This is a genomic window from Corallococcus exiguus (genome assembly GCF_009909105.1).
In the GTDB taxonomy this organism is placed as follows: Bacteria; Myxococcota; Myxococcia; order Myxococcales; family Myxococcaceae; genus Corallococcus; species Corallococcus exiguus.
Genome location: NZ_JAAAPK010000005.1, coordinates 665,991 through 684,607 on the forward strand (window position 1 = coordinate 665,991; position 18,617 = coordinate 684,607).

Consider the following 18,617-nt stretch of genomic DNA (forward strand, 5'->3'; position numbering starts at 1 on the left):
CCTCAGCGCAAAGCAATTGCCTGCGGCCCTGTCGGACCGAACGGGAAGACTCTGTCCTTTTCCCTGCCGGGGCTTTCCAAGGAGACGCCGATGTTCATGCGCTGGAGTTGGACCGTCGTCTTGCTGCTGCTGTTCCCCGGGGCGGGAGGGGCGCAGGAGGTGGTTGCCCCGGAAGACTTTGACTCCATCGTGAGCAGGCTGGAGGAGGCCATTTCGGCCGGGTCTTCCGGAGAGGAAGGCGAGGGAGAGGCGCAGCCCGGGGAGGAGACTTCTTCGCCCGCCACGTCAGACTCGGCACCCGCATGGACGAACCTGCTGCGCATGGACGCGGCGACGTTGACGTTGTTGCCGCGAAGGGGCGAGGGCACCGACGAAGGCTTCGTGCAGGTGGAGCCCATGGTGGCCTTGGGAAAGGGCGAGTCATTGCGCCTCATTCTCGGTGCGCCGGTGCGGCTGCGGCTGTGGGGCGGAGGAGAAGGGGCCGGCCTCGTGAGGAAGGAGGACTGGGACACGCTGTCCGACTGGGGGCAGGTGGTGCGCCTTTTCATGGTGGGTGGGGACACGCCCAACTCGGTGTGGCTGGGGATGATGGAGGGCTACTCCCTCTTGTCCGGGCACCTGGTGCGGCGCTACGGCAACCGCATCAACCCCGACTCCCACCCAGCCGGCGTCATCGCGACGGGGACGCTGGGGCCGGTGTACGCGGAGGTCTTCGCCTCGGACGTGCTGAGCGCTCGCCTGACAGGGGCGGAAGTGGCCCTGGATGTACAGCACGTCCTCTTCGGCCGCCCCCCTGTCCCGGGGCGCTACACGCTGGCGCTGTCGGCGGTGCATGACTGGGGGCAGGTTGGAGGCACCTCGAGGCCCATGACGCTGGCGCACCTGGACGCCACCGCCGTGGTGCTGCGGCGCGGGCGCAAGGGCAAGAGGGTGGAGGCGCACCTGCTGGGCGGATGGGGCGGACGCCCGGGCGAGGGTGGAGCCTGGGGCGCGGTGGCGGGCGTGGGCGTGGATGCGCTGACGCCGACGGTGGACTTGCGGGCCCGGCTGGAGGGGCGTCTGCAGCGCGGAGGTTTCCGGCAAGGCGTCTTCGGCCCGGACTACGAGTTGGCGCGCTTCCAGGTGGCGGGCCTGGCCTCCGTGCCGCTGGCGGAGGCGTCCTTCCCGGAGGGGACTTCCGCCTACGGGGAGGTGATTCTCAGCTGGGACGCGGTGCGCCTGAGTGGCATGCGCCAGCGACACCTCTTCCTCTCCCTAGGAGTGGAGGCCTTCTCCTGGGGCCGGGTGGACGTGGACGGGCGGGTGGAGGCGCAACTCCTCCACCGGGACTTCAGCCTGGGCGTCGGCGGCCTGGCGACGGCCATAGGCCAGCCGGGAACGCGCTACCTCGTCTCGGGAGAGGCCCGGTGGCGCTTCCTGCGAGGCAACCTCTACGCGCTGGGGCAGGGCGGCACATTGCTGTTTCCCACGCCGGACGGGACGCTGCGGCCGGGCGCCTTCGCGGCCATGGGGGTGGGGGAGTGGGGAGAGGCGGGCGCACTGGCGCTGTACGAGGCGCGAGGCAGCATCGCTCAAGCACAGGCCACGTTGGCGGTGCGGTATCGCGAGCCGCCGAGTGCCGCCCCCGCCGGCGGGGGCGCAGCGAGAAGGGGCGGTATCCGGCCCTCGATGCCCTCCGAGGCAGCTGGACTCCCCGCGGAAGTGGCGGAGGCGAAGTTCAAGCAGTTGGAAGCGGAGTTCCCAGGAGAGCGCCTGCCGATGAACGTGGCGGAGCTGACGAGGCACCGTCAGGCCCTGCGGGAATCGGCTCCTGCCGAAGCCTCTGCGCAGCCACTCTGGGCCGACTACGTGGCGTACCTGGAGACTCGGGCCGCTGAAATCAAGAAAGGGATTGCGGAGAAGGGGCCACTGAAGTGGGCGGGCTACCAACTCGTGCGTGACAGGTATGCGCGGGGCCTGGCCTTCGAGCAGACCATGGTGTCCCTCCTGGAGGCGGATGCCGCCCTGCCGCGGGCGCAGCGGCGGTGGCTCAAGGACCTCGACCAGCCGCGCATCGAGACGCACGTGGGGGTGGCGAAGGTGGACATCCGCTTCGCGGACGTACTCGTCATCGAAGAAGGGCCCGCTGCTGGCCCGAGTCCCCGCGTGGAGACATTCAGCTTCAAGAGTCGGGAGCTCAAGCTGCTGGATAATGACGCACTGGTCGCGCAAATGACTGCGGATGCGAGGAACGCGCTGAGGTACTACGGGGGGAAGCTGGAGGTCTTGCGGAAAGGGATGCGTCAGAGCGCGCAGGTCCAAAGGGTTCGACTCGTATATGAGGGCGGAGGGCTCAAGCCCAAGAAGGCGGAAACGTTGGAGGCAGCCATGAGCGAAGCACAGGAAAAGGTGAGCGAGGTGGAGGTGATGGTCCAATGAACGTGCTGGATGCTCACAGCTCAAGTGCGGATGACAACTTCCTGTTTTCGTTTGAAGGCGCCTTTGACCAGATGGCCGAGGTGGAGCGAGAGGTCGCGCCCTTTCTTCAGGCGCTGGCTGTCTGCGCTGGGAAATGGACGCCGGATATCGTCAGAGGAAAGCGCAGGCGCAAATTTTCCCGCGAAAATGTCTGGGTATCCCTGAAGGAGCGCCGCGACGAGAACAGCACGTCCATTGGACTCTTTCGTGCGCACTCGCCTGAACTGGACATGATGCTCAGTCTGCAATTTCCTCCGCTCGCCCCGAAGCTACGAATTTGGATCGACGTGAAGCCCCTCTCACTCTTTTCTGAGACAGAGGAGTGCAGAAGGTTCATCGAAATGGTTCGGGCGTGGGCGCGCCACTACCCGGCACCGTATGCTTCGGCTCACAGCATGGCTGACCGTGAACTGGCGGGCTTCCCTCATTTCGGCCGCGAAGCGCAGGTGTCTCGGAGGGATGGTTTCGACAAAGTTCATGAGGTGTGTTGGCTGAACGTCTTCGGCCTGAAATTGGTGGAGACCGTAGGCAGGGAACGGATGCTCTCGACGCCTGCGCACCTCGTAGAAGAACTCCCCAACGGCTCCGTCCTCCTCGTGCTGCGCCCCACCGCCGCGGACTTCGCCAGCGACGAAGCGCGCATGGCCCAGGCCCGCGCGCATGTCCACCTGCGGCCCGACCTCGACTTCGACACGGTGCTGCGCACCCTGCGTGAGCGCAGCGCCGCGCTGGCGCCAGTTGAACCCCGCTTCCACCCGGACCTGACGCCGCTCCTCTCGCGTCTGCCGGATGAGGTCGCCATCAGTGAACGTCAGCGGAAGATCGCTGAACTCAATGCCTTCCAGCCACCCGAACCGGAAGAGTGGCTCCCGGCCGCCCTGCCCTCGGACGTAGCGAGTCCAGCGCAGGTCCACAGCGGCTACGTCGACCTGACCGAAGGCCTCGTGGCCGCCCTCCATACCCAGGTGCCCAGCATCTTCGACGCGACACCGGAGTCCCTCACGGACCTCGACTTCTACTTCTGGCGGGAGAACTTCCCGGAGCGCTACAAGCGAGACCTCATCGACTCGCACACCGCCCCGGCCCTGGGGGCCTATCTGGGTGGCATCCTGGTGAAGCGCCTGGGGGGGACCTGGATTCCGCGACAGAACCCCGAAGAGTCTCAGGTGCGTGTCGGCCAGCGCGTCTGGCTGCCCTTCCTCCGCGCACGCCGCTACATGGAATCCCGCCAGTCGCTGCTGACGCACTCGCTCACGCAGTTCTTCCGGGAAGCAGAGCGACACAGGTCATGACAGGAGCCACGCGCGTGCGCGCAGCGCGACCGGCTGTCCACCGGGCAACCGCCCCTGACGAGGCCGCTGCCCGCCGTCACTGGACTTGGATCCGACGAACGCACTAGGACCCCATCCATCCCCGATGCCCTCTGACACCCCGACACGCCCCGACCCGGCGGCACGCCCCATCGTGTGGCTGTTGGAGGACTCGCCCACCGAAGCCCGGGCCACGCAGGCCGCGCTCGCGTCCGCTTGTGACGTCGCCGTGTTCCCCGACGGGGCCGTGCTGGTGGAAGCGCTTGGCATCCAGACGCCGCCGGACGTGCTCGTGTTGGACCGGGAGACGCCTGGCCTCACCGGCCTGGAGGTCTGCGCCTTCGTCCGGAGCATCCCCGCCACGGCCCGCATCCCCGTCCTACTGCTCACTTCCCATCAGAGTCCCGAGGACGTCGTCGAAGGACTGGGCGCGGGCGCCAATGACTACGTCTTCAAGCCCTTCCGCGCCCAGGAACTGGTCGCCCGCGTCCTGGGTCTGGCCCACTGGAGCCGGCAGCAGCGCCAGCGCGAGACCCGGGTGACGAAGGAGCTCGACACCCACCGCCAGAGCCTGTCCGACGAGCAGGCCCGCCGGACCCTCGCGGAGAGCGCGCTCGAGGAGGTCCGCGCCGCGGAGCTGCGCGCCTGGAACAGTGAACAGCGCTTCCGGCTGGCCGCTCGCGCCACCCAGGACGCCATCTGGGAATGGAACCCCCAGACAGACACCCTGGAGTGGAGCAGCGGCGGACAGGACCTGCTGGGCCCGCTGGACGACCCGCGGGTGCCACGCCTGGACTGGTGGCGGAGACACATCCATCCGGAGGACCTCGCCGCCGTCCAGCGCGGCTTCAGCGAAGCCATCGAAGGCGGCGACGACGTGTGGCGCGGCAGCCACCGGTTCCGCGACGCGCACGGCGCCTGGCGGGACGTGGAGGAGCACGCCCTCATCGTCCGTGACGAAGCCGCGCGCGTCGTCCAGGTGGTGGGCGCCCTGCGGGACGTGACCGCCCGGAAGCAGCTGGAGCAGGAGGCACGCCAGCGCGGTGACTTCGAGCGGCAGCTCATCGGCATCGTGAGCCACGACCTGCGCAGCCCGCTGTCCTCCGTCCTGCTGTCCTCCACGCTGCTCCTGGAGCGCGCGGGGCTCAACGACTCACAGCAGCAGCGCGTGCACCGCATCCGCACCGCCACCGAACGGGCCGTGCGGATGATCCGCGACCTGCTCGACTTCACCCAGGTGCGCCACGGCGACTTCCCCCTCAAGCTCCAGGGCGCGGACCTCCATGCCCTGGTGGAGACCGCCGTCGAGGAGGCCCAGACGCGCGCCCCCGGACGCGTCTTCCAGGTCACCTCCGCGGGCGACGGCGCGGGAACATGGGATGCGGACCGGCTCTCCCAGGTGGTGGGCAACCTGCTGGGCAACGCGCTGACCTACGGCGACCCGGATGCCCCCATCCAGGTGCGCAGCCTGGGGACGGTGGACACGGTGGTGCTGGAGGTCCACAACGCGGGCGCTCCCATCTCCCCGGAGCTGCTGCCGCGCCTCTTCGCCCCCCTGGAGCGCGGCACCCCCCACCAGGCAGACCGCTCGGACCGCAGCATCGGCCTGGGCCTCTTCATCGTGCGTCAGGTGGTGCACGCCCACGGCGGAACCGTGAGCGTGACGAGCACGGAGGAGGCGGGCACCACCTTCACCGTGCGCCTGCCTCGACAGCCCCCCGCTTCGCCGCCCGCTTCACCGCCCGGGTGAACTGGTCGATGTCGTAGGGTTTCAACAGCAACTCGATGACATCTGTCCCCGTGTATTCCTTCGCGCCCTCGCGGTTGGTGGTGGTGAGCACGAAGGGGATGCCCGCGGCGGCGGGATTCGCGGCCAGCTTCTGGAACGCGTGCCAGCTCAGGTCGAAGGGCACGCTGATGTCGTAGACGATGACCGCAGGCGCCGTCTCCCGCACCAGCGTGGCGAAGTCCAGGGGGCCACGGATGACGTCCTGCACGCGCACGCCCTTCGTCTGGAAGCCCACCCCGTCGAGCACCTCCTCCAGCGCCTCGATGAGATCCTCGCTTCCGTTGAGCACCAGCACGGTGGGTCGCTTTTTCATGCGGGGAAGTTGCGTCCTTCCTCCCGGATGGACAGCGGCGCACGTCCACCGGATGTGGATCATCCAACAGAGGTGCCGCCCGCCCGGACGGCCGTCAGGCGGGGCCCACCGGAGGCCCCGCTCGGGGCAGTCGCACCCGGAACGTCGCCCCCTGCCCCAGGGTGCTCGTCACCGCCACCTCGCCGCCGTGCGCCTCCACGATGCGAGCCAGGCGGTACAACCCCAGCCCCAACCCACCGTAGTTGCGCGCGGGCACGGCGCGCTCGAAGCGGCGGAAGAGGCCGTCCACCCGGTCCGGCGCGATGCCGATGCCGTGGTCGCGCACCACTAGCCAGGCCGTGGACTCGTCCGCCTGGACCTCCAGCTCCACCGGCTTGCCCGGGCCGAACTTCACCGCGTTCACCAGCAGGTGCGTCACCACCTGCCCCAGCCGCAGCGCGTCCCAGTGCCCCACCGCGGACGCCACGTCGCGCACCACCAGCAGGCACCCCGCGCGCGACGCCAGCTCCTCCGAGCGCAGCACCACGTCCCGCACCACCTGCCCCAGGTCCACGGCCTCCAGGTTCAGCCGGGGCGCGTGGCCCTGCATCTGCGACACGTCCAGCAGCCCCTCCACCAGGTCCGCCAGCCGCTGCACCTGCCGGTCCGCCGCCACCAGCGCGCGCTCCAACCGCTCCGGCGCCACCTGGCGCTCGAGCTTCAGCGCCGCCGCCGTGCCCTGCACGCGCAGCCGCAGCGCGGCCAGGGGCGTGCGCAACTCGTGCGCGGCCACCGCCAGGAACTCGTCCCGCACGCGCACCGCCTCGCGCGCCTCGCGGTACAGCCGCAGCTGCTCCGTCACGTCGCCAATGATGCCCGCCATGCGCACCGGCCGGCCCTGCGTGTCGCGGATGGCCCGGCCCCGGCTCACGCACGAGCGGTAGCCCCCGGCCTCGTGCTTCAGCCGGAAGGACACGTCGTAGGGCGCGCCCTGCTCCAGGTGCAGCGCCAGCGCGGACGCCACCGGGTCCCGGTCCTCCGGGTGCACCCGCGCGAGGAAGGCCTCCGACGTCCCCGCGAAGTCCTCCGGCTTCAGCCCCAGCATCTCCAGGAGGCGCGGGCTCCAGTACATGCGCTGGTTGCGCACGTCCCAATCCCACACACCGTCATAGGAGCCGGACACCACCAGCCGGTAGCGCTCCTCGCTCTCGCGCGCGGTGCGCTCGGCCTGCTCCAGCAACCCCACCCGCCGCTCCAGCTGGCGCACCATCGCGTACAGGTGCGTCTCCGTGGACAGCTCGCCGTGCACGGGCGCGGGCAGGGGCCCCTCCGCGCGAGACTCGCGCAGCAGCGTGGCCACCAGCTCGTCATCCCCCTGTGAGCGCCGCACGAAGGCGTTGGCCCCCACGTTGGCGGCCATGCGCAGGTCCAGCTCGTCCGGCGAGGTGGCGTGCGTGAGGATGACCGGCACGCGCGCGAGCTTGGGGTCCTGGCGCAGGGCCAGGCACAGCCGGAAGCCGTCCAGCCGGGGCATCAGCACGTCCGCCAGCACGATGTCCGGCGGGTGCCGCCGCGCCAGCTCCAGCGCGAACATCCCGTCCTCCGCTTCCATGAGCTCGAAGCGGAAGGGCGCCAGCGCCAGTTGCAGGAGCTTGCGGTAGACGGGGTCGTCCTCCACCACCAGCACCCGCAGCGCGGCCTGGCGGCCTGGCGCCTCCCTGGGCAGGGCCTGACGCACCGCCTCCACCCGAGCCCCCAGCGACATCCCGGTCGCGAGGAACCCCGCCACCGGCAGGCCCGACCGCCGCAGAGCGTCCTGCTCGGCCGGTGGCGCCTCCACCCAGAGGGAGGCACCGGACGCGGCCAGCGCCTCACGCAGCGCGCCCAACCGCCCCGCCTCCGAGGCCAGCAGCGCCCCCGCCGCCAGCACCAGGTGCACCGGCGGGGACTCGCGCAGCGCCTGCACCAGCGGCTCCACCCCCACCGCCAGCAGCACCCGCCACCCCTGCCCCTGGAACGCCAGGGACAGGAGCTCCCGGTGGGAACCCGGGGCTTCGACGAGCAGCAGGGTGGGCTTCATCGGGGGACTGGAGGAGGAGGACGAGCGCGGGCGACAGGTCGTTCTGGAAGGTGGGACCCCAACGGCCCGCCACCAGGGTGTGGAAAGGGCGCAGTCTGGTGACGGGGGCCTCCGAGTCAAGGCAACCCTTTGGAAGTGTTGGAAGTTGGAAGGCCACGGACCAGGGAGGCCTGGCGCTGGCCTGCCGCGTCACAAGTACAACCGGGCTACAGGTACACTTCGTTTGCACAGGCGTGGGGGGACGTGGGCGCGGCGGTGTGTTATTCGACCGCCCATGGGTGCCAAGAAAGTCACGGCGCAGGAGAAGCTGACCGGGTTCCAGGACCGGATTCGCGCCGCGGGGCTGCGCAGCACCGCCCCCCGGGTGGCCGTGCTGCGCAAGCTGGAGACCGCCACCGCCCCCATGAGCCACGCGGACCTGGTGGAGGAGCTGGGCGGCGAGGGCTACGACCGCGTCACCATCTACCGCAACCTCACCGACCTCACCGAGGCCGGCCTCGTCGTGCGCGCCGACCTGGGCGACCACGTCTGGCGCTTCGAGCTCAAGCGCGCCGGCGCCACCGAGCACGCCAACAACCACCCCCACTTCACCTGCACCGACTGCGGCACCGTCGCCTGCCTCCCTGAAGAGTCCGTGCGCCTCACCACCGCCCGGGGAGTTCCCCGCGCCGTGTCGCAGCGCGCCGTGGAAGTGCAGCTGCGCGGTCTCTGCGACCGCTGCGAGTAGCCCCCCCTCCAGCCCGCCAGGCGAGCCCCCGCTGGGGATGTGCTCACTGGTAGGCAGCCGCCTACATAGTGAGCTTCCGCTCTCCCGCCCCCGGACACAGATTCGTCCTGGCGAAGCGGAGGCCCGCCGTCCCGGCTCGGGGGACGGCGTGGGCGCTCCAGGGTTCGCAGGGGGATTGGGATGGAAGCCCATCACACGTTGCTGGTCGTCGACGACGACATGGACATCCGGGATGCGCTCCAGGACGCGCTGGAGCTGGAGGGCTACGCCGTGCAGCTGGCGGCGGACGGGCTGGAGGCGCTGGAGCGGCTGCGCTCGTCGGAGCCCCGGCCACAGCTCATCCTCCTGGACCTGATGATGCCGCGCATGGACGGCGTCGCGTTCCGCGAGGCGCTGCGCCACGAGCGCGCGTGCTCGGACATCCCGGTGGTGGTGGCCAGCGCGGACCTGGACGTGCGCGACACGGTGGATGGCATGGGCGTGGCGGGCTACCTGCGCAAGCCGCTGGACCTGTCCGCGCTGCTCACCACCGTGAAGCAGCTCTGCCTGCCCGTCTGAACATTGAGCACGGGGACACGAAACCCATCCACGAAAGGAAGCGGACCATGAAGAAGCTCATCATCGCGGCAGTGCTGTGTCTGGGAACGACTGCCTTCGCGCAGGAACCCACCGGCACCCCGGAGAACCCTGCGCCGAGCGCGCCCAGCTCGCGTCAGCACGGCCGCCGGTCCACGGGCATCGAGGCCCAGCAGGTGGGCCCCGCCATCGGTGACGCCGCGAAGAGCGTCGTGGGCGCGCAGACCTCCAAGGAGGCCGCGGCGCAGACGGGCGTGTGGAAGGAGAAGTACGCCTTCGACATGGAAGGCACCGTGAAGGCCAAGGACAAAGACGACATCACCCTGGCGCGCAAGGACACGCTGCCGGAGGTGAAGCTGGAGGTGCGCGACAAGACGAAGGTGACCCTGGACGACCAGCCGGCGAAGGTGAGCGACCTGCCGGAGGGCGCCAACGTGCGCGCGAAGTTCCAGCTGGAGGGAGATGACTCCGTCGCGCTGGAGCTGAAGGCCACCTCGCCCAAGCCCAAGAAGTAGTCCGGCCGTCGGACAGGTTCTTCAATGCCTCTCACCGGGCCCGCTTCCCACCAGGGGAGCGGGCCCGGCTTTTTTACTGCCCCTTCAGGGTCGGCCGCTGCCCTGGCTGGGAAGGAAATTGCCCTCTCTCCAGGGAATGCCGCACGGACAGCCTGATCTCCAGGGCGGGTACGCCGCTTGCTTAGGTGGCGCGTAGGGAGACCATGGTGAATCGACGACTGCTGGGGCTGGGCGTGTGTGTGGGGGCGATGGTGCTGTCGGCGTGGGGTTGCGGAGGGTCCGACGGGCCCACGACTCCCATTGATGACACGGACAATGTCGACCCGAGGCCAGGGGTGGATGCGGGGACCGGGGGCGACACCGACGCAGGGACGGACGCGGGCACGGATGCAGGCACGGACACCGACGCAGGGACGGATGCAGGGACGGACGCGGGCACCGACGCCGGGACGGACGCGGGCACGGATGCCGGCACCGACGGCGGCACGGACGCGGGCACGGTGGATCCATGGCCCGCGGATCCGGTGACGAACTATTCGGACCGCTACGGCATCGGCAGGGTGAAGTCGGTCAGCGTGGACCTGGGCAAGAACATCTGGGTGCTGGACGGCGACCGCATTGGCGTGGTGCGCGCGGACACGCAGAAGCTGGTCTGGGTGGGAGGGCCCGTGGGTCAGGCGGCGGAGGGCCAGCCCTCCAGCGTCATCTGCGGCGGCGAGGCGGGCCGCGCCTACGTGGGCTACTACGCGGACGACCTGGGCGTGGATCCAGAGTGGCCGGACATCCACACCAACTTCATCGTCACCGCGAAGCCGTGCGAAATCCCGGTGAACGAGACCACCTGCTTCCCGTTCAGCCCGCGCCGGCTCCAGTTCTACAAGCAGGGTGACGTGGACGCGGTGAAGCTGGACGCCAGCGGCCAGGTCGTCCTCGAAGGCCACATCAACCAGTCCCGCCGCGCCAACAAGGACGCGAACGGCAACCCCTTCATCCAGACGGGCCCCACCGTGGTGGATGGCGTCAGCCTGGGCATCCGCAACAGCAACGACCACCACTTCGACGAAGACCGCGCCATGTACAGCTGCACGTCCGTGCTGCGCGGCCCGAACAAGGGCGACGTCTTCTTCGGCTCCAACCACGGCGTCACCCGCATCCGGGGCCTGACCTACAACGCCCACCGGCACCCGGTGTGGTTCGACGCGCGGGGCTCCCAGTACGCCGGCTACACCTACGGCCTGGGCATCTCGCCGGACGGGGACGTGCTCATCGCGAACGAGTGGAACTTCGGCATCGTCACGCCCGACACGAAGCTGGAGAACTGGGACGACACCACCACTGCGGGCATCAACCAGCAGAAGGTGAAGTCCTCCTACCTCCCGGAGGTCAACTCGCAGGAGACCTTCGACTCCTGGCGCGGCTTCCAGCAGACCACGGACAAGAAGTACTACCTGGGCAGCAAGGACCTGGGGCTGTGGGAGATGACCATCCTCTCCGCCACCAACCCCTTCCAGAAGGGCACCCGCGTCGGCGCGGACGTGCCGGCGCTCGGCGGCATCAACGCGCTGGCCTCCACCAATGACGGCTCGCTCTTCATCGGCACCAACACGGGAGGCCTCTACCGGCTGACCCCGTCCAAGACGGTGGAGAAGGTGGCGGACGTGCGCGGCAACAAGGTCCTCCAGCTCGTGTACGACGGCTCCGGCACCTCCGGCATGCTGCTGGTGCTGACGTCGGAAGGCCTGACCGTCCTGCGCGGCCACTGAGCAGGACTCCCACCCTGACGCCGGGGCGGTGCGCATGTCGCACCCGGCGCAACGGGGGGGTGATGGTTGCCTGGAAGGCGCGGGAAATGTTCTGGAAGGAGGCCCGGTTCTGCTTCCGCCCCCGTGCCTTCGTGCAAGGGGGCAGGCGGGCCGGGCCCCCGGGCTTCACGGCCCCCCGGTCTGCTCTCTACAATCGCCTCGCCCCGCCGGAGGAATCCGAACGCATGCGCCTGAGACTCGCCCGCCGCCGTCACGCCGCTGGTGCCGCCGCCTCCCTCGCCATCTCCGAGGCGGTGGAACCCCACGGTCGCAACGAGCTCCAGGCGCGAGGCCCCGACCCCTTCCGGCCGGACCGGCGCCTGCGATGGAGGGATCACTTCGTCCTCACCGAGCACCTGCTCCAACTGGACAGCATCCACCCGGTGCATGACGGCCTGCGCATCGCGCAGCTGTCGGACGTGCACGTGGGCCAGGCGACCAGCGACGTGCGCATCCGCCGCGCGGTGGCCGCGGTGAACGAGGCCGCGCCGGACCTGGTGTTCCTCACGGGCGACTACGTCACGCACAGCCCCAAGCCGCTGCCGCGCGTGCGCCAGCTGCTGCAGGGGCTCAACGGCCCCGTCTTCGTGGTGATGGGCAACCACGACCACTGGGTGGACGCGCCCTACCTGCGCATGTCCTTCGAGGCGCTGGGCTACACGGTGCTCCAGAACGAGCACCGCGTGGTGAACGTGAAGGGCGCGCCCCTGACGGTGCTGGGCATCGACGACGGGCTCACCGGCAAGGAGGACGTGGAGGCCACCTTCCGTGGCGCGCCCACGTCCGGCACGCGGCTGGTGCTGGCCCACACGCCGCCCACCGCGGAGAAGCTGCCCGCGCACGCGGGGCTGGTGCAGTTCTCCGGGCACACCCACGGAGGGCAGTTCATCGTCCGGGGCCTCACGGAGGCGATCTTCCGCCGCGCGGGCCAGCCGTACATCCGCGGCCACTACCGCGTGAATGGCAACCACCTGTACGTGAACCAGGGGCTGGGCTTCGGCTTCGGCGGGCCGTACCTGCGCCGGGGCAGCACGCCGGAGGTCGCCTTCTTCACCCTGCGCACGCAGCAGGCCGCCCACGTCGGGACGATCTGATCCACGGGGCGCGCCCGCGCGAGTTCAGCGCAGGGGCGTGCCCAGCTTCATGCCGCCCAGGGCGTTCTCGCGCTTCTTGCGCGACAGGCTGAAGGGGCCGGGCCCGAAGTAGACGATGAGCAGGGCGCCTCCCGCCATGGAGAGGTTCTTCATGAAGTGGATGAGGTTGTTCTGCGCCTGGACGGGGTCATCCATCTTCCAGAAGTGATGGACCATGAAGGCGGACGCCACCAGGAACACCGCGAGCATGGCCGCGCCCAGGCGGGCGAAGGCGCCCAGCAGGACGCACAAGCCCCCCACCACCAGCACTCCGCCGGACACCAGCACCGCCGTGCGCGGGTCGGGCACCCCGGACGCCTGGGCGTAGGCCGTGAGGGCCTGGAGCTGGATGAAGTGATTGAGCCCGCTGGTGATGAAGATGACCGAGAACAGCAGCCGTCCCAGCGGTGCGAGCAGCCCCATGAATGACCTCCATGCCTCCGGCGTGTCCTCCCTCAACGCGGACGGGTCGGTGTCATTCTCCAGATAGGCACGGATGGACGGGCGGACAGCCGGCCCCCGCTCCCCTGCCCGCTCCCCAGGCCGGGGGACGACCGGTGCGTCCCCGGGTTGACGCACCGGCGGGCTGCGACAACACGCCGCACTGCGCCGGGACGGGGGGACGCTAGGGTGGCCACGCCTTGAGAACCCCCACCCTGGCCCTCCTGAGCGCCGCGCTGCTCCTCGTGCCCACCGCCCCGGCCTGGGCCTGCGCGAGCTGTGCCTGCGGCGACCCCACCCTCACATCCATGGGAGGCGAGCAGCCCTTCGAAGGGCGGCTGCGGCTGTCCACGATGCTGCGCGCGTGGGGGCACACGGAAGGGGTGACGGGCGTGGACGCGCAGCGGCTGCGCGAGCTGCGCATGGACGTGGCGGTGGCGTACGCGCCCAGGCCCTGGTTGGTGCTGGCGGTGAACCTGCCGCTCCAGGCCCGCGAGGTCCAGGACGTGAGCCTGGGACTGGAGCGCGGCTGGGGGCTGGGCGACATCGACGTGACGGCGAAGGCGTTCGTGTGGAAGGACAAGGAGTTCTCGCCGGACCAGCTGATCAGCGTGGTGGGAGGGGTGAAGCTGCCCACGGGCCCCCGGCTGCACGCGAGGGACGGCACGACGCTGGGCATCGACGCGCAGCCCGGAAGCGGCTCCGTGGATCCGATGGCGGGGCTGGCGTGGCAGGGCTTCCGGGGCAACTGGTCGTTCCTCGCGAGCGCCCTGGGCTTCCTGCCCTCGCGAGGGCGCGACGACTTCCGGCTGGGCGCGTCGGTGCGCACGCAGGTGGCGGCGCAATACCAGCCGTCCCCCACGTGGGCGGTGCGGCTGGGCGTGGACACCCGGGCGGAGAAGGCGCCGGACACGAACGGCACGCCAGAGGAGGCCGGAGGAGGCTTCATCGCGTACGCGTCGCCGGACGTCCTCTTCAGCCCGGGCATGGACGTGGTGGTGCAGGCCGGGGTGCGCATTCCTGTCGTCAACCAGCTGCGCCGGGTGTCGTCCACGCCCATCGCGGTGCTCTCGCTCGCGTACGACCTGTGATGATCCGCGCCTCGCGTCTGGGAGGGTTGGGATTGCTGTGCGCATTGAGCGCATGTGGAGAGCGCGTGGACGGCATGACCGTCACGCTGGGGCTGGAGCACCGGGCCACCGCGCAAGGTGTGCAGGCGGCGGGAGGCGAGCGTTCCTTCACGCGAGCGGACGGACAGGTGCTCACGCTGACGCGAGGCTACGTGACGCTGGGCAGCGTGGAGTTGAAGCCGTGCGAGGAGGCGCTGGGGTGGCGGCTCTTGAAGGCGCTGTCTCCGATTGGCACCGCGCACGCGCACTCGGTGGGTTCGCCGTTGAGGCTGGGCACGCCGCACGTCAGTGGCCTGGAGCGGCCGGACGGGAGCGTGCTGGCGCTGGGCACGGTGCGGCCGCCGCCGGGGCGCTACTGCCGGGCGAGGCTCACCTTCGAGCCCGCGGACGCGGACGCGGAGGGCCTGCCTGGAGCGGACAGCGGCGTGGACATGCTGGAGCACACGCTGTGGCTGGAGGGGACGCGGGTGCCGGCGGGAGGCGGTGAGCCCCAGCCCTTCCGGCTGGTGACGTCCAACATCGCCACGGTGGACGTGGTGCTGGACGGGCTGACGCTGTCCGAGGACGAGCCGGCGGCCGAGCGCACCTTCGCGCTCGCCTGGGACACGTGGCTCGCCACGGTGGACCTGGAGTCGCCCGGGGCGGCGGCCTCGGCGCTGGACACGGTGGCCCGCTCCGTGGCGATGTCCTCCGTCGCGCCATGACGTCTTCTCCGCCGCCCTCCTCCGAACCCTCGCTCCGGGCCCGCATCAACCTGGTGTGGCTGCTGAGGCTGCGCTGGGGCGTGCTGGTGGGCCAGGCGGTGCTGGTGGCGGTGGCGGCGTGGGGCTTGAAGCTGGTGCTGCCGGTGCCCGCGCTGGTGGCGCTGCTGGGCGTGGAGGCGGTGACGAACGCGGCGGTGCGCGCGGGGCTCGCGAAGGCGAGGCCGGTGGCGGAAGCGGCCATCTTCGGGCTGATGCTCTGGGACACGCTGGTGCTGACAGGGCTGCTGGCATTGAGCGGCGGAACGCACAATCCCTTCACGACGCTGTACCTGGTGAACGTGGCGCTGGGCACGGTGCTGCTGCCGCCGCGCCGCACGTGGGCGATGCTGGGCTTCACGCTCTTGGCGTTCGGGTCGCTGTTCGTGTTGCAGGACGTGACGCTGCCGGGATTGGAGAGGCCGGACCACGCGGAGCTGATGCGGCTGCACCTGAGCGGCATGTGGGTGGCGTTCGCGGTGGCGGCGGGCTTCATCGTGTATTTCATCCAGCGCGTGACGCGGGCGCTGACGCTGCGTGAGCAGGAATTGGAGCAGACGCGGGCAAGGCACGAGAGGCAGGAGAAGGTGGCCTCGCTGGCGACGCTGGCGGCGGGAGCGGCGCATGAACTGTCCACGCCGCTGTCCACCATCGCGGTGGTGGCGAAGGAGCTGGAGCGTGCGCTCGCGGCATCACAGACGTCCGAGTCCGTGAGAGAGGACTTGAGGCTGATCCGCCAGCAGGTGGACCGGTGCCGGGACGTGCTGGTGCAGATGTCCGCGGACGCGGGTCAGACGACGGGCGAACCCTTCCAGCCCATTCCACTGGAGCGGCTGGTGGAGGAGACGCTGTCGGAGCTGTCCGGCCGTGAGCGCGTGAAGGTGGACGTGCCGGAAGCGCTGAAGGCGCATCCCGTCCACGGACCGCCGAGAGCGTTGGCGCGGGTGCTGAGGGGCCTGGTGAAGAACGCGCTCCAGGCGACGCCCATGGGCAGGGGCGTGGAGCTGCGAGTGCTGCCGCAGGGCACGGGAGCGCGGCTGGAGGTGCGCGACGAAGGCCAGGGCATGCCGGAGACGGTGCTTCAGCGCGCGGGTGAGCCGTTCTTCACCACGAAGGCGCCGGGCGAGGGCATGGGGCTGGGGCTGTTCCTGGCACGCTCGCTGGCGGAGCAGTTGGGCGGGTCGCTGGAACTGCGCTCGAAGGCAGGAGAAGGCACGACGGCGAGCCTGAGTCTGCCGGGTGCGGACGCGAAGGAGGCGGCGGCATGAGCACGGCCCCAGTGGATCAACGTCCCAGCCTGTTGATGGTGGACGACGACACCACGCTGCGCGAGCGATTGGCGAGGGCCTTCCGCGAGCGCGGCTGGGACGTGACGACAGCGGGCAACCACGACGAGGCAATGGTCGCGGCAAGGCGTGAGTCACCGGAGTACGCGGTGGTGGACCTGCGCATGCCGGGGCACAGCGGGCTGGAGCTGGTGCGGGACCTGCTGGCGGTGGACGCGTCCACGCGAGTCATCGTGCTGACGGGCTACGGCAGCATCTCCACGACGGTGGATGCCATCCGGCTGGGCGCGGTGAACTACCTGCCGAAGCCCGCGGACGCGGACGACATCCTGGCGGCGTTCGCGCGCGCTGAAGAGGCACCCAACGTCGCGGCCCCGGAGACGCTCCAAGCGCCGTCCCTGGCGCGAGCAGAGTGGGAGCACATCCACCGCGTGCTCGCGGACAGCGCCGGAAACATCTCCGAAGCCGCGCGCAAGCTGGGCATCCACCGAAGGTCACTCCAGCGGAAGCTCCAGAAGTACCCGCCGTCGCGCTGACGCGAAACTCTTGGCCCGCGACGAGAGGTCGGACTACACGCAAAGGCAGAATCAATTCGTCTCTTCGGCTGTGCCGCCTAGCTGGATGGCTTCGCCAAGCCTATAATCAGGCTTGGTGGGCAGTCCTCCTCCAGCCCGGTAAAGTGTTGTGTCCTTCCCCAAGGAGCACGCGTGGCTTCGACGAACAAGAAAGTATCGCGCAAGGAACTCGTCCCTGAGAAGATTTGGGGAAACAGCACATGGACGGTTCGGTCGGGACAGCTGATCCAAGGACCTGGCCGTCCTGGAGGAAAGCCTCGCCTCTTCACCGTACTCGCGGAGAAGATTCCTTATGAAGCGCTGAATGCAGTGCGCAAAGACATGGAAGCAGCGGGCATAAATGCTCGAGGAGTTTATGTAGCGCACGACTCCATGGGATACGCCCGATACGTAGGGCGCGGCGAGATCTTCCAGAGACTTAAAGCCAGGAAGCGAGTTCAAGAGCTGGAACTGGCCTACTTCTCATTCTACGTCGTAGCGGAACGGAACCACGAAAGAGAAATCGAGACACTTCTCATTCGCGCAGCAAGCCCTCTCCTGGCATTCAACGACAAGAAGAAGCATGCAAGCATCTATCCTGGGAACATCAGGGATTACGAGCCAGGCACATCCTTCTATGAGCGCCATTACAAGAAGGGAAAGAAGATTTCCTCCTAGCAGTTTGGTCCTACAACTGTAGTTCGGAAGCCTCCACGGGCCCCCTCCTGTTGAAGAAGCAGGAGGAGAGACTTTCCGTGCAGCAGTCACGGCCACAGAAGCGCGGCACCGAAAGTCCAGCTAGTAGACCGTCTCTTGGCGGAACTAAAAGCAGGCGCTTACCCTGCGGCTCGAATCCGAGCCCTCTGTGGAGATCCTCGTCGGTAACGACGAAAGGCCCCCGCCAGCTACGACCAACCTCATTCGGGGGCGTTCCCAGCTCAAAACTACAATCCCAGTTTAACCTCTGTGCGAATAGACGCCCGCATATCTGCACGAAACTAAAACCAGATTATACTTTCGTGCATGAGCACCGAGCCCCCAATCAAGCCGGACTGGGACAAACTCTACCGCGTGGCCGAGACACAGGAGGGTCACTTCACGACGCAGCAGGCTGCCCAGGCGGGCTACTCGCCCCAACTGCTCGCCCACTACGTGCGCATCGGACGAGCCTTGCGAATCCAGCGGGGCATCTACCGGCTGGTGCACTTCCCAGCGGGCGAGCACGAGGACCTCGTCGCGGTGTGGCTCTGGTCAGAACAGGTGGGAACCTTCTCCCATCAGACCGCGCTCGCGCTCTATGACCTCTCCGACGTCCTGCCCGCGCGGATCCATCTGACGATCCCGGAGGCGTGGAAGACGCGCCGCCTGCGCGTGCCAAAGCCCGTCGTGCTCCATTACGCCGACCTGCTCGACTCCGAGCGCCAGTGGGCGGGGGCCGTGCGGATCACGACTCCCTCCAGAACATTGGATGACTGCGCGCAAGGCGCGCTCACTCCGGACCTGATGCGTCAGGCCGCACAGCAAGCCCTGCATCGCGGCATGGTCAAAGGCGCCCTCCCAACCGTGGAGAAAGCACTGAAGCCCTTTGGAGGCCTCAACGCGTGACGGGCCGCACCTATGCTTCGCCAGCGGCCTTCAAACAGGCGCTGGAGCGCCTTCGCCAGGAGGCCCTGAAACGCAACCTGCCACTCGAACGCCAGCGCGAGCTGCTGGTCTTCAGCCGCTTCCTCCTGGTCCCCCGAGACCTGGAGCTGGAACCGATGAGCCCAGGCTGACGTCCAGACA

Annotated in this window: 17 protein-coding genes and 1 pseudogene; 15 read left to right on the forward strand and 3 right to left on the reverse strand. The window is 69.2% G+C overall.

Annotated features, from left to right (window positions below; all coding sequences use genetic code 11):
- Positions 1-90 precede the first annotated feature (90 nt).
- The 3 genes and pseudogenes from GTZ93_RS43290 to GTZ93_RS22940 form a co-directional block, all read left to right on the forward strand.
- A pseudogene (locus GTZ93_RS43290) lies at positions 91-1,518 on the forward strand (hypothetical protein); the annotation flags it as partial.
- Between the two features lie 896 nt (positions 1,519-2,414).
- Entirely contained in the window at positions 2,415-3,749 is a 1,335-nt protein-coding gene (locus tag GTZ93_RS22935) for a hypothetical protein (RefSeq protein WP_139923407.1), read from the forward strand.
- 124 nt (positions 3,750-3,873) lie between these two features.
- The gene (locus tag GTZ93_RS22940) at positions 3,874-5,517 is read left to right on the forward strand and encodes a hybrid sensor histidine kinase/response regulator (protein ID WP_139923409.1); all 1,644 of its coding nucleotides are present in this window, start codon (positions 3,874-3,876) and stop codon (positions 5,515-5,517) included.
- On the opposite strand, the gene GTZ93_RS22945 is transcribed toward GTZ93_RS22940, so the two are convergent.
- A complete protein-coding gene (locus GTZ93_RS22945; RefSeq protein WP_139923411.1) occupies positions 5,459-5,869 on the reverse strand; it encodes a hypothetical protein in 411 nt (136 codons plus the stop codon). The genes GTZ93_RS22940 and GTZ93_RS22945 overlap by 59 nt on opposite strands.
- 94 nt (positions 5,870-5,963) lie before the next feature.
- Entirely contained in the window at positions 5,964-7,928 is a 1,965-nt protein-coding gene (locus GTZ93_RS22950; protein WP_161662985.1) for a sensor histidine kinase, read from the reverse strand.
- A 274-nt stretch (positions 7,929-8,202) separates the two neighbouring features.
- On the opposite strand from GTZ93_RS22950, the gene GTZ93_RS22955 reads away from it, so the two are divergent.
- The 5 genes from GTZ93_RS22955 to GTZ93_RS22975 all read left to right on the forward strand — a co-directional run bounded on the left by GTZ93_RS22955 (position 8,203) and on the right by GTZ93_RS22975 (position 12,642).
- Entirely contained in the window at positions 8,203-8,655 is a 453-nt protein-coding gene (locus GTZ93_RS22955) for a Fur family transcriptional regulator (RefSeq protein ID WP_120527796.1), read from the forward strand.
- A 180-nt stretch (positions 8,656-8,835) separates the two neighbouring features.
- On the forward strand, positions 8,836-9,213 hold the full coding sequence (locus GTZ93_RS22960; protein WP_120560878.1) for a response regulator transcription factor: 378 nt from the start codon (positions 8,836-8,838) through the stop codon (positions 9,211-9,213).
- Between the two features lie 47 nt (positions 9,214-9,260).
- Positions 9,261-9,746: a hypothetical protein gene (locus GTZ93_RS22965; protein ID WP_139924138.1), complete on the forward strand. Its 486-nt coding sequence runs from the start codon at positions 9,261-9,263 to the stop codon at positions 9,744-9,746.
- 203 nt (positions 9,747-9,949) lie between these two features.
- Positions 9,950-11,509 carry a hypothetical protein gene (locus tag GTZ93_RS22970; protein ID WP_161662986.1) on the forward strand — a complete coding sequence of 520 codons (1,560 nt, stop codon included), beginning with the start codon at positions 9,950-9,952 and terminating at the stop codon, positions 11,507-11,509.
- A 224-nt stretch (positions 11,510-11,733) separates the two neighbouring features.
- On the forward strand, positions 11,734-12,642 hold the full coding sequence (locus GTZ93_RS22975; protein WP_139923914.1) for a metallophosphoesterase: 909 nt from the start codon (positions 11,734-11,736) through the stop codon (positions 12,640-12,642).
- A gap of 24 nt (positions 12,643-12,666) precedes the next feature.
- Here GTZ93_RS22975 and GTZ93_RS22980 read toward each other — a convergent pair whose 3' ends face one another.
- Complete coding sequence (locus GTZ93_RS22980) at positions 12,667-13,104, reverse strand: DoxX family protein (protein WP_120577140.1); 438 nt, start codon at positions 13,102-13,104, stop codon at positions 12,667-12,669.
- A 218-nt stretch (positions 13,105-13,322) separates the two neighbouring features.
- Here GTZ93_RS22980 and GTZ93_RS22985 point away from each other — a divergent pair, with 218 nt between their 5' ends.
- From GTZ93_RS22985 to GTZ93_RS23015, 7 genes are all read left to right on the forward strand, one after another.
- The gene (locus GTZ93_RS22985) at positions 13,323-14,213 is read left to right on the forward strand and encodes a transporter (RefSeq protein ID WP_126933367.1); all 891 of its coding nucleotides are present in this window, start codon (positions 13,323-13,325) and stop codon (positions 14,211-14,213) included.
- A 74-nt stretch (positions 14,214-14,287) separates the two neighbouring features.
- Complete coding sequence (locus tag GTZ93_RS22990) at positions 14,288-14,956, forward strand: hypothetical protein (RefSeq protein WP_257979482.1); 669 nt, start codon at positions 14,288-14,290, stop codon at positions 14,954-14,956.
- A complete protein-coding gene (locus tag GTZ93_RS22995; protein ID WP_139922674.1) occupies positions 14,953-16,260 on the forward strand; it encodes an ATP-binding protein in 1,308 nt (435 codons plus the stop codon). The genes GTZ93_RS22990 and GTZ93_RS22995 overlap by 4 nt, the downstream gene beginning before the upstream one ends.
- Complete coding sequence (locus GTZ93_RS23000; RefSeq protein WP_139922671.1) at positions 16,257-16,814, forward strand: response regulator transcription factor; 558 nt, start codon at positions 16,257-16,259, stop codon at positions 16,812-16,814. The genes GTZ93_RS22995 and GTZ93_RS23000 overlap by 4 nt, the downstream gene beginning before the upstream one ends.
- Positions 16,815-16,985: 171 nt before the next feature.
- Complete coding sequence (locus GTZ93_RS23005) at positions 16,986-17,510, forward strand: hypothetical protein (protein WP_139922668.1); 525 nt, start codon at positions 16,986-16,988, stop codon at positions 17,508-17,510.
- A 345-nt stretch (positions 17,511-17,855) separates the two neighbouring features.
- Positions 17,856-18,437, forward strand: coding sequence for a type IV toxin-antitoxin system AbiEi family antitoxin domain-containing protein (locus GTZ93_RS23010; protein WP_139922665.1), 582 nt, complete (start codon positions 17,856-17,858; stop codon positions 18,435-18,437).
- Positions 18,434-18,607 (forward strand): hypothetical protein, encoded by a 174-nt coding sequence (locus GTZ93_RS23015; protein ID WP_180946173.1) that lies wholly within the window; start codon positions 18,434-18,436, stop codon positions 18,605-18,607. Before GTZ93_RS23010 ends, GTZ93_RS23015 begins: the two co-directional genes overlap by 4 nt.
- The last annotated feature ends 10 nt before the right edge of the window (positions 18,608-18,617 follow it).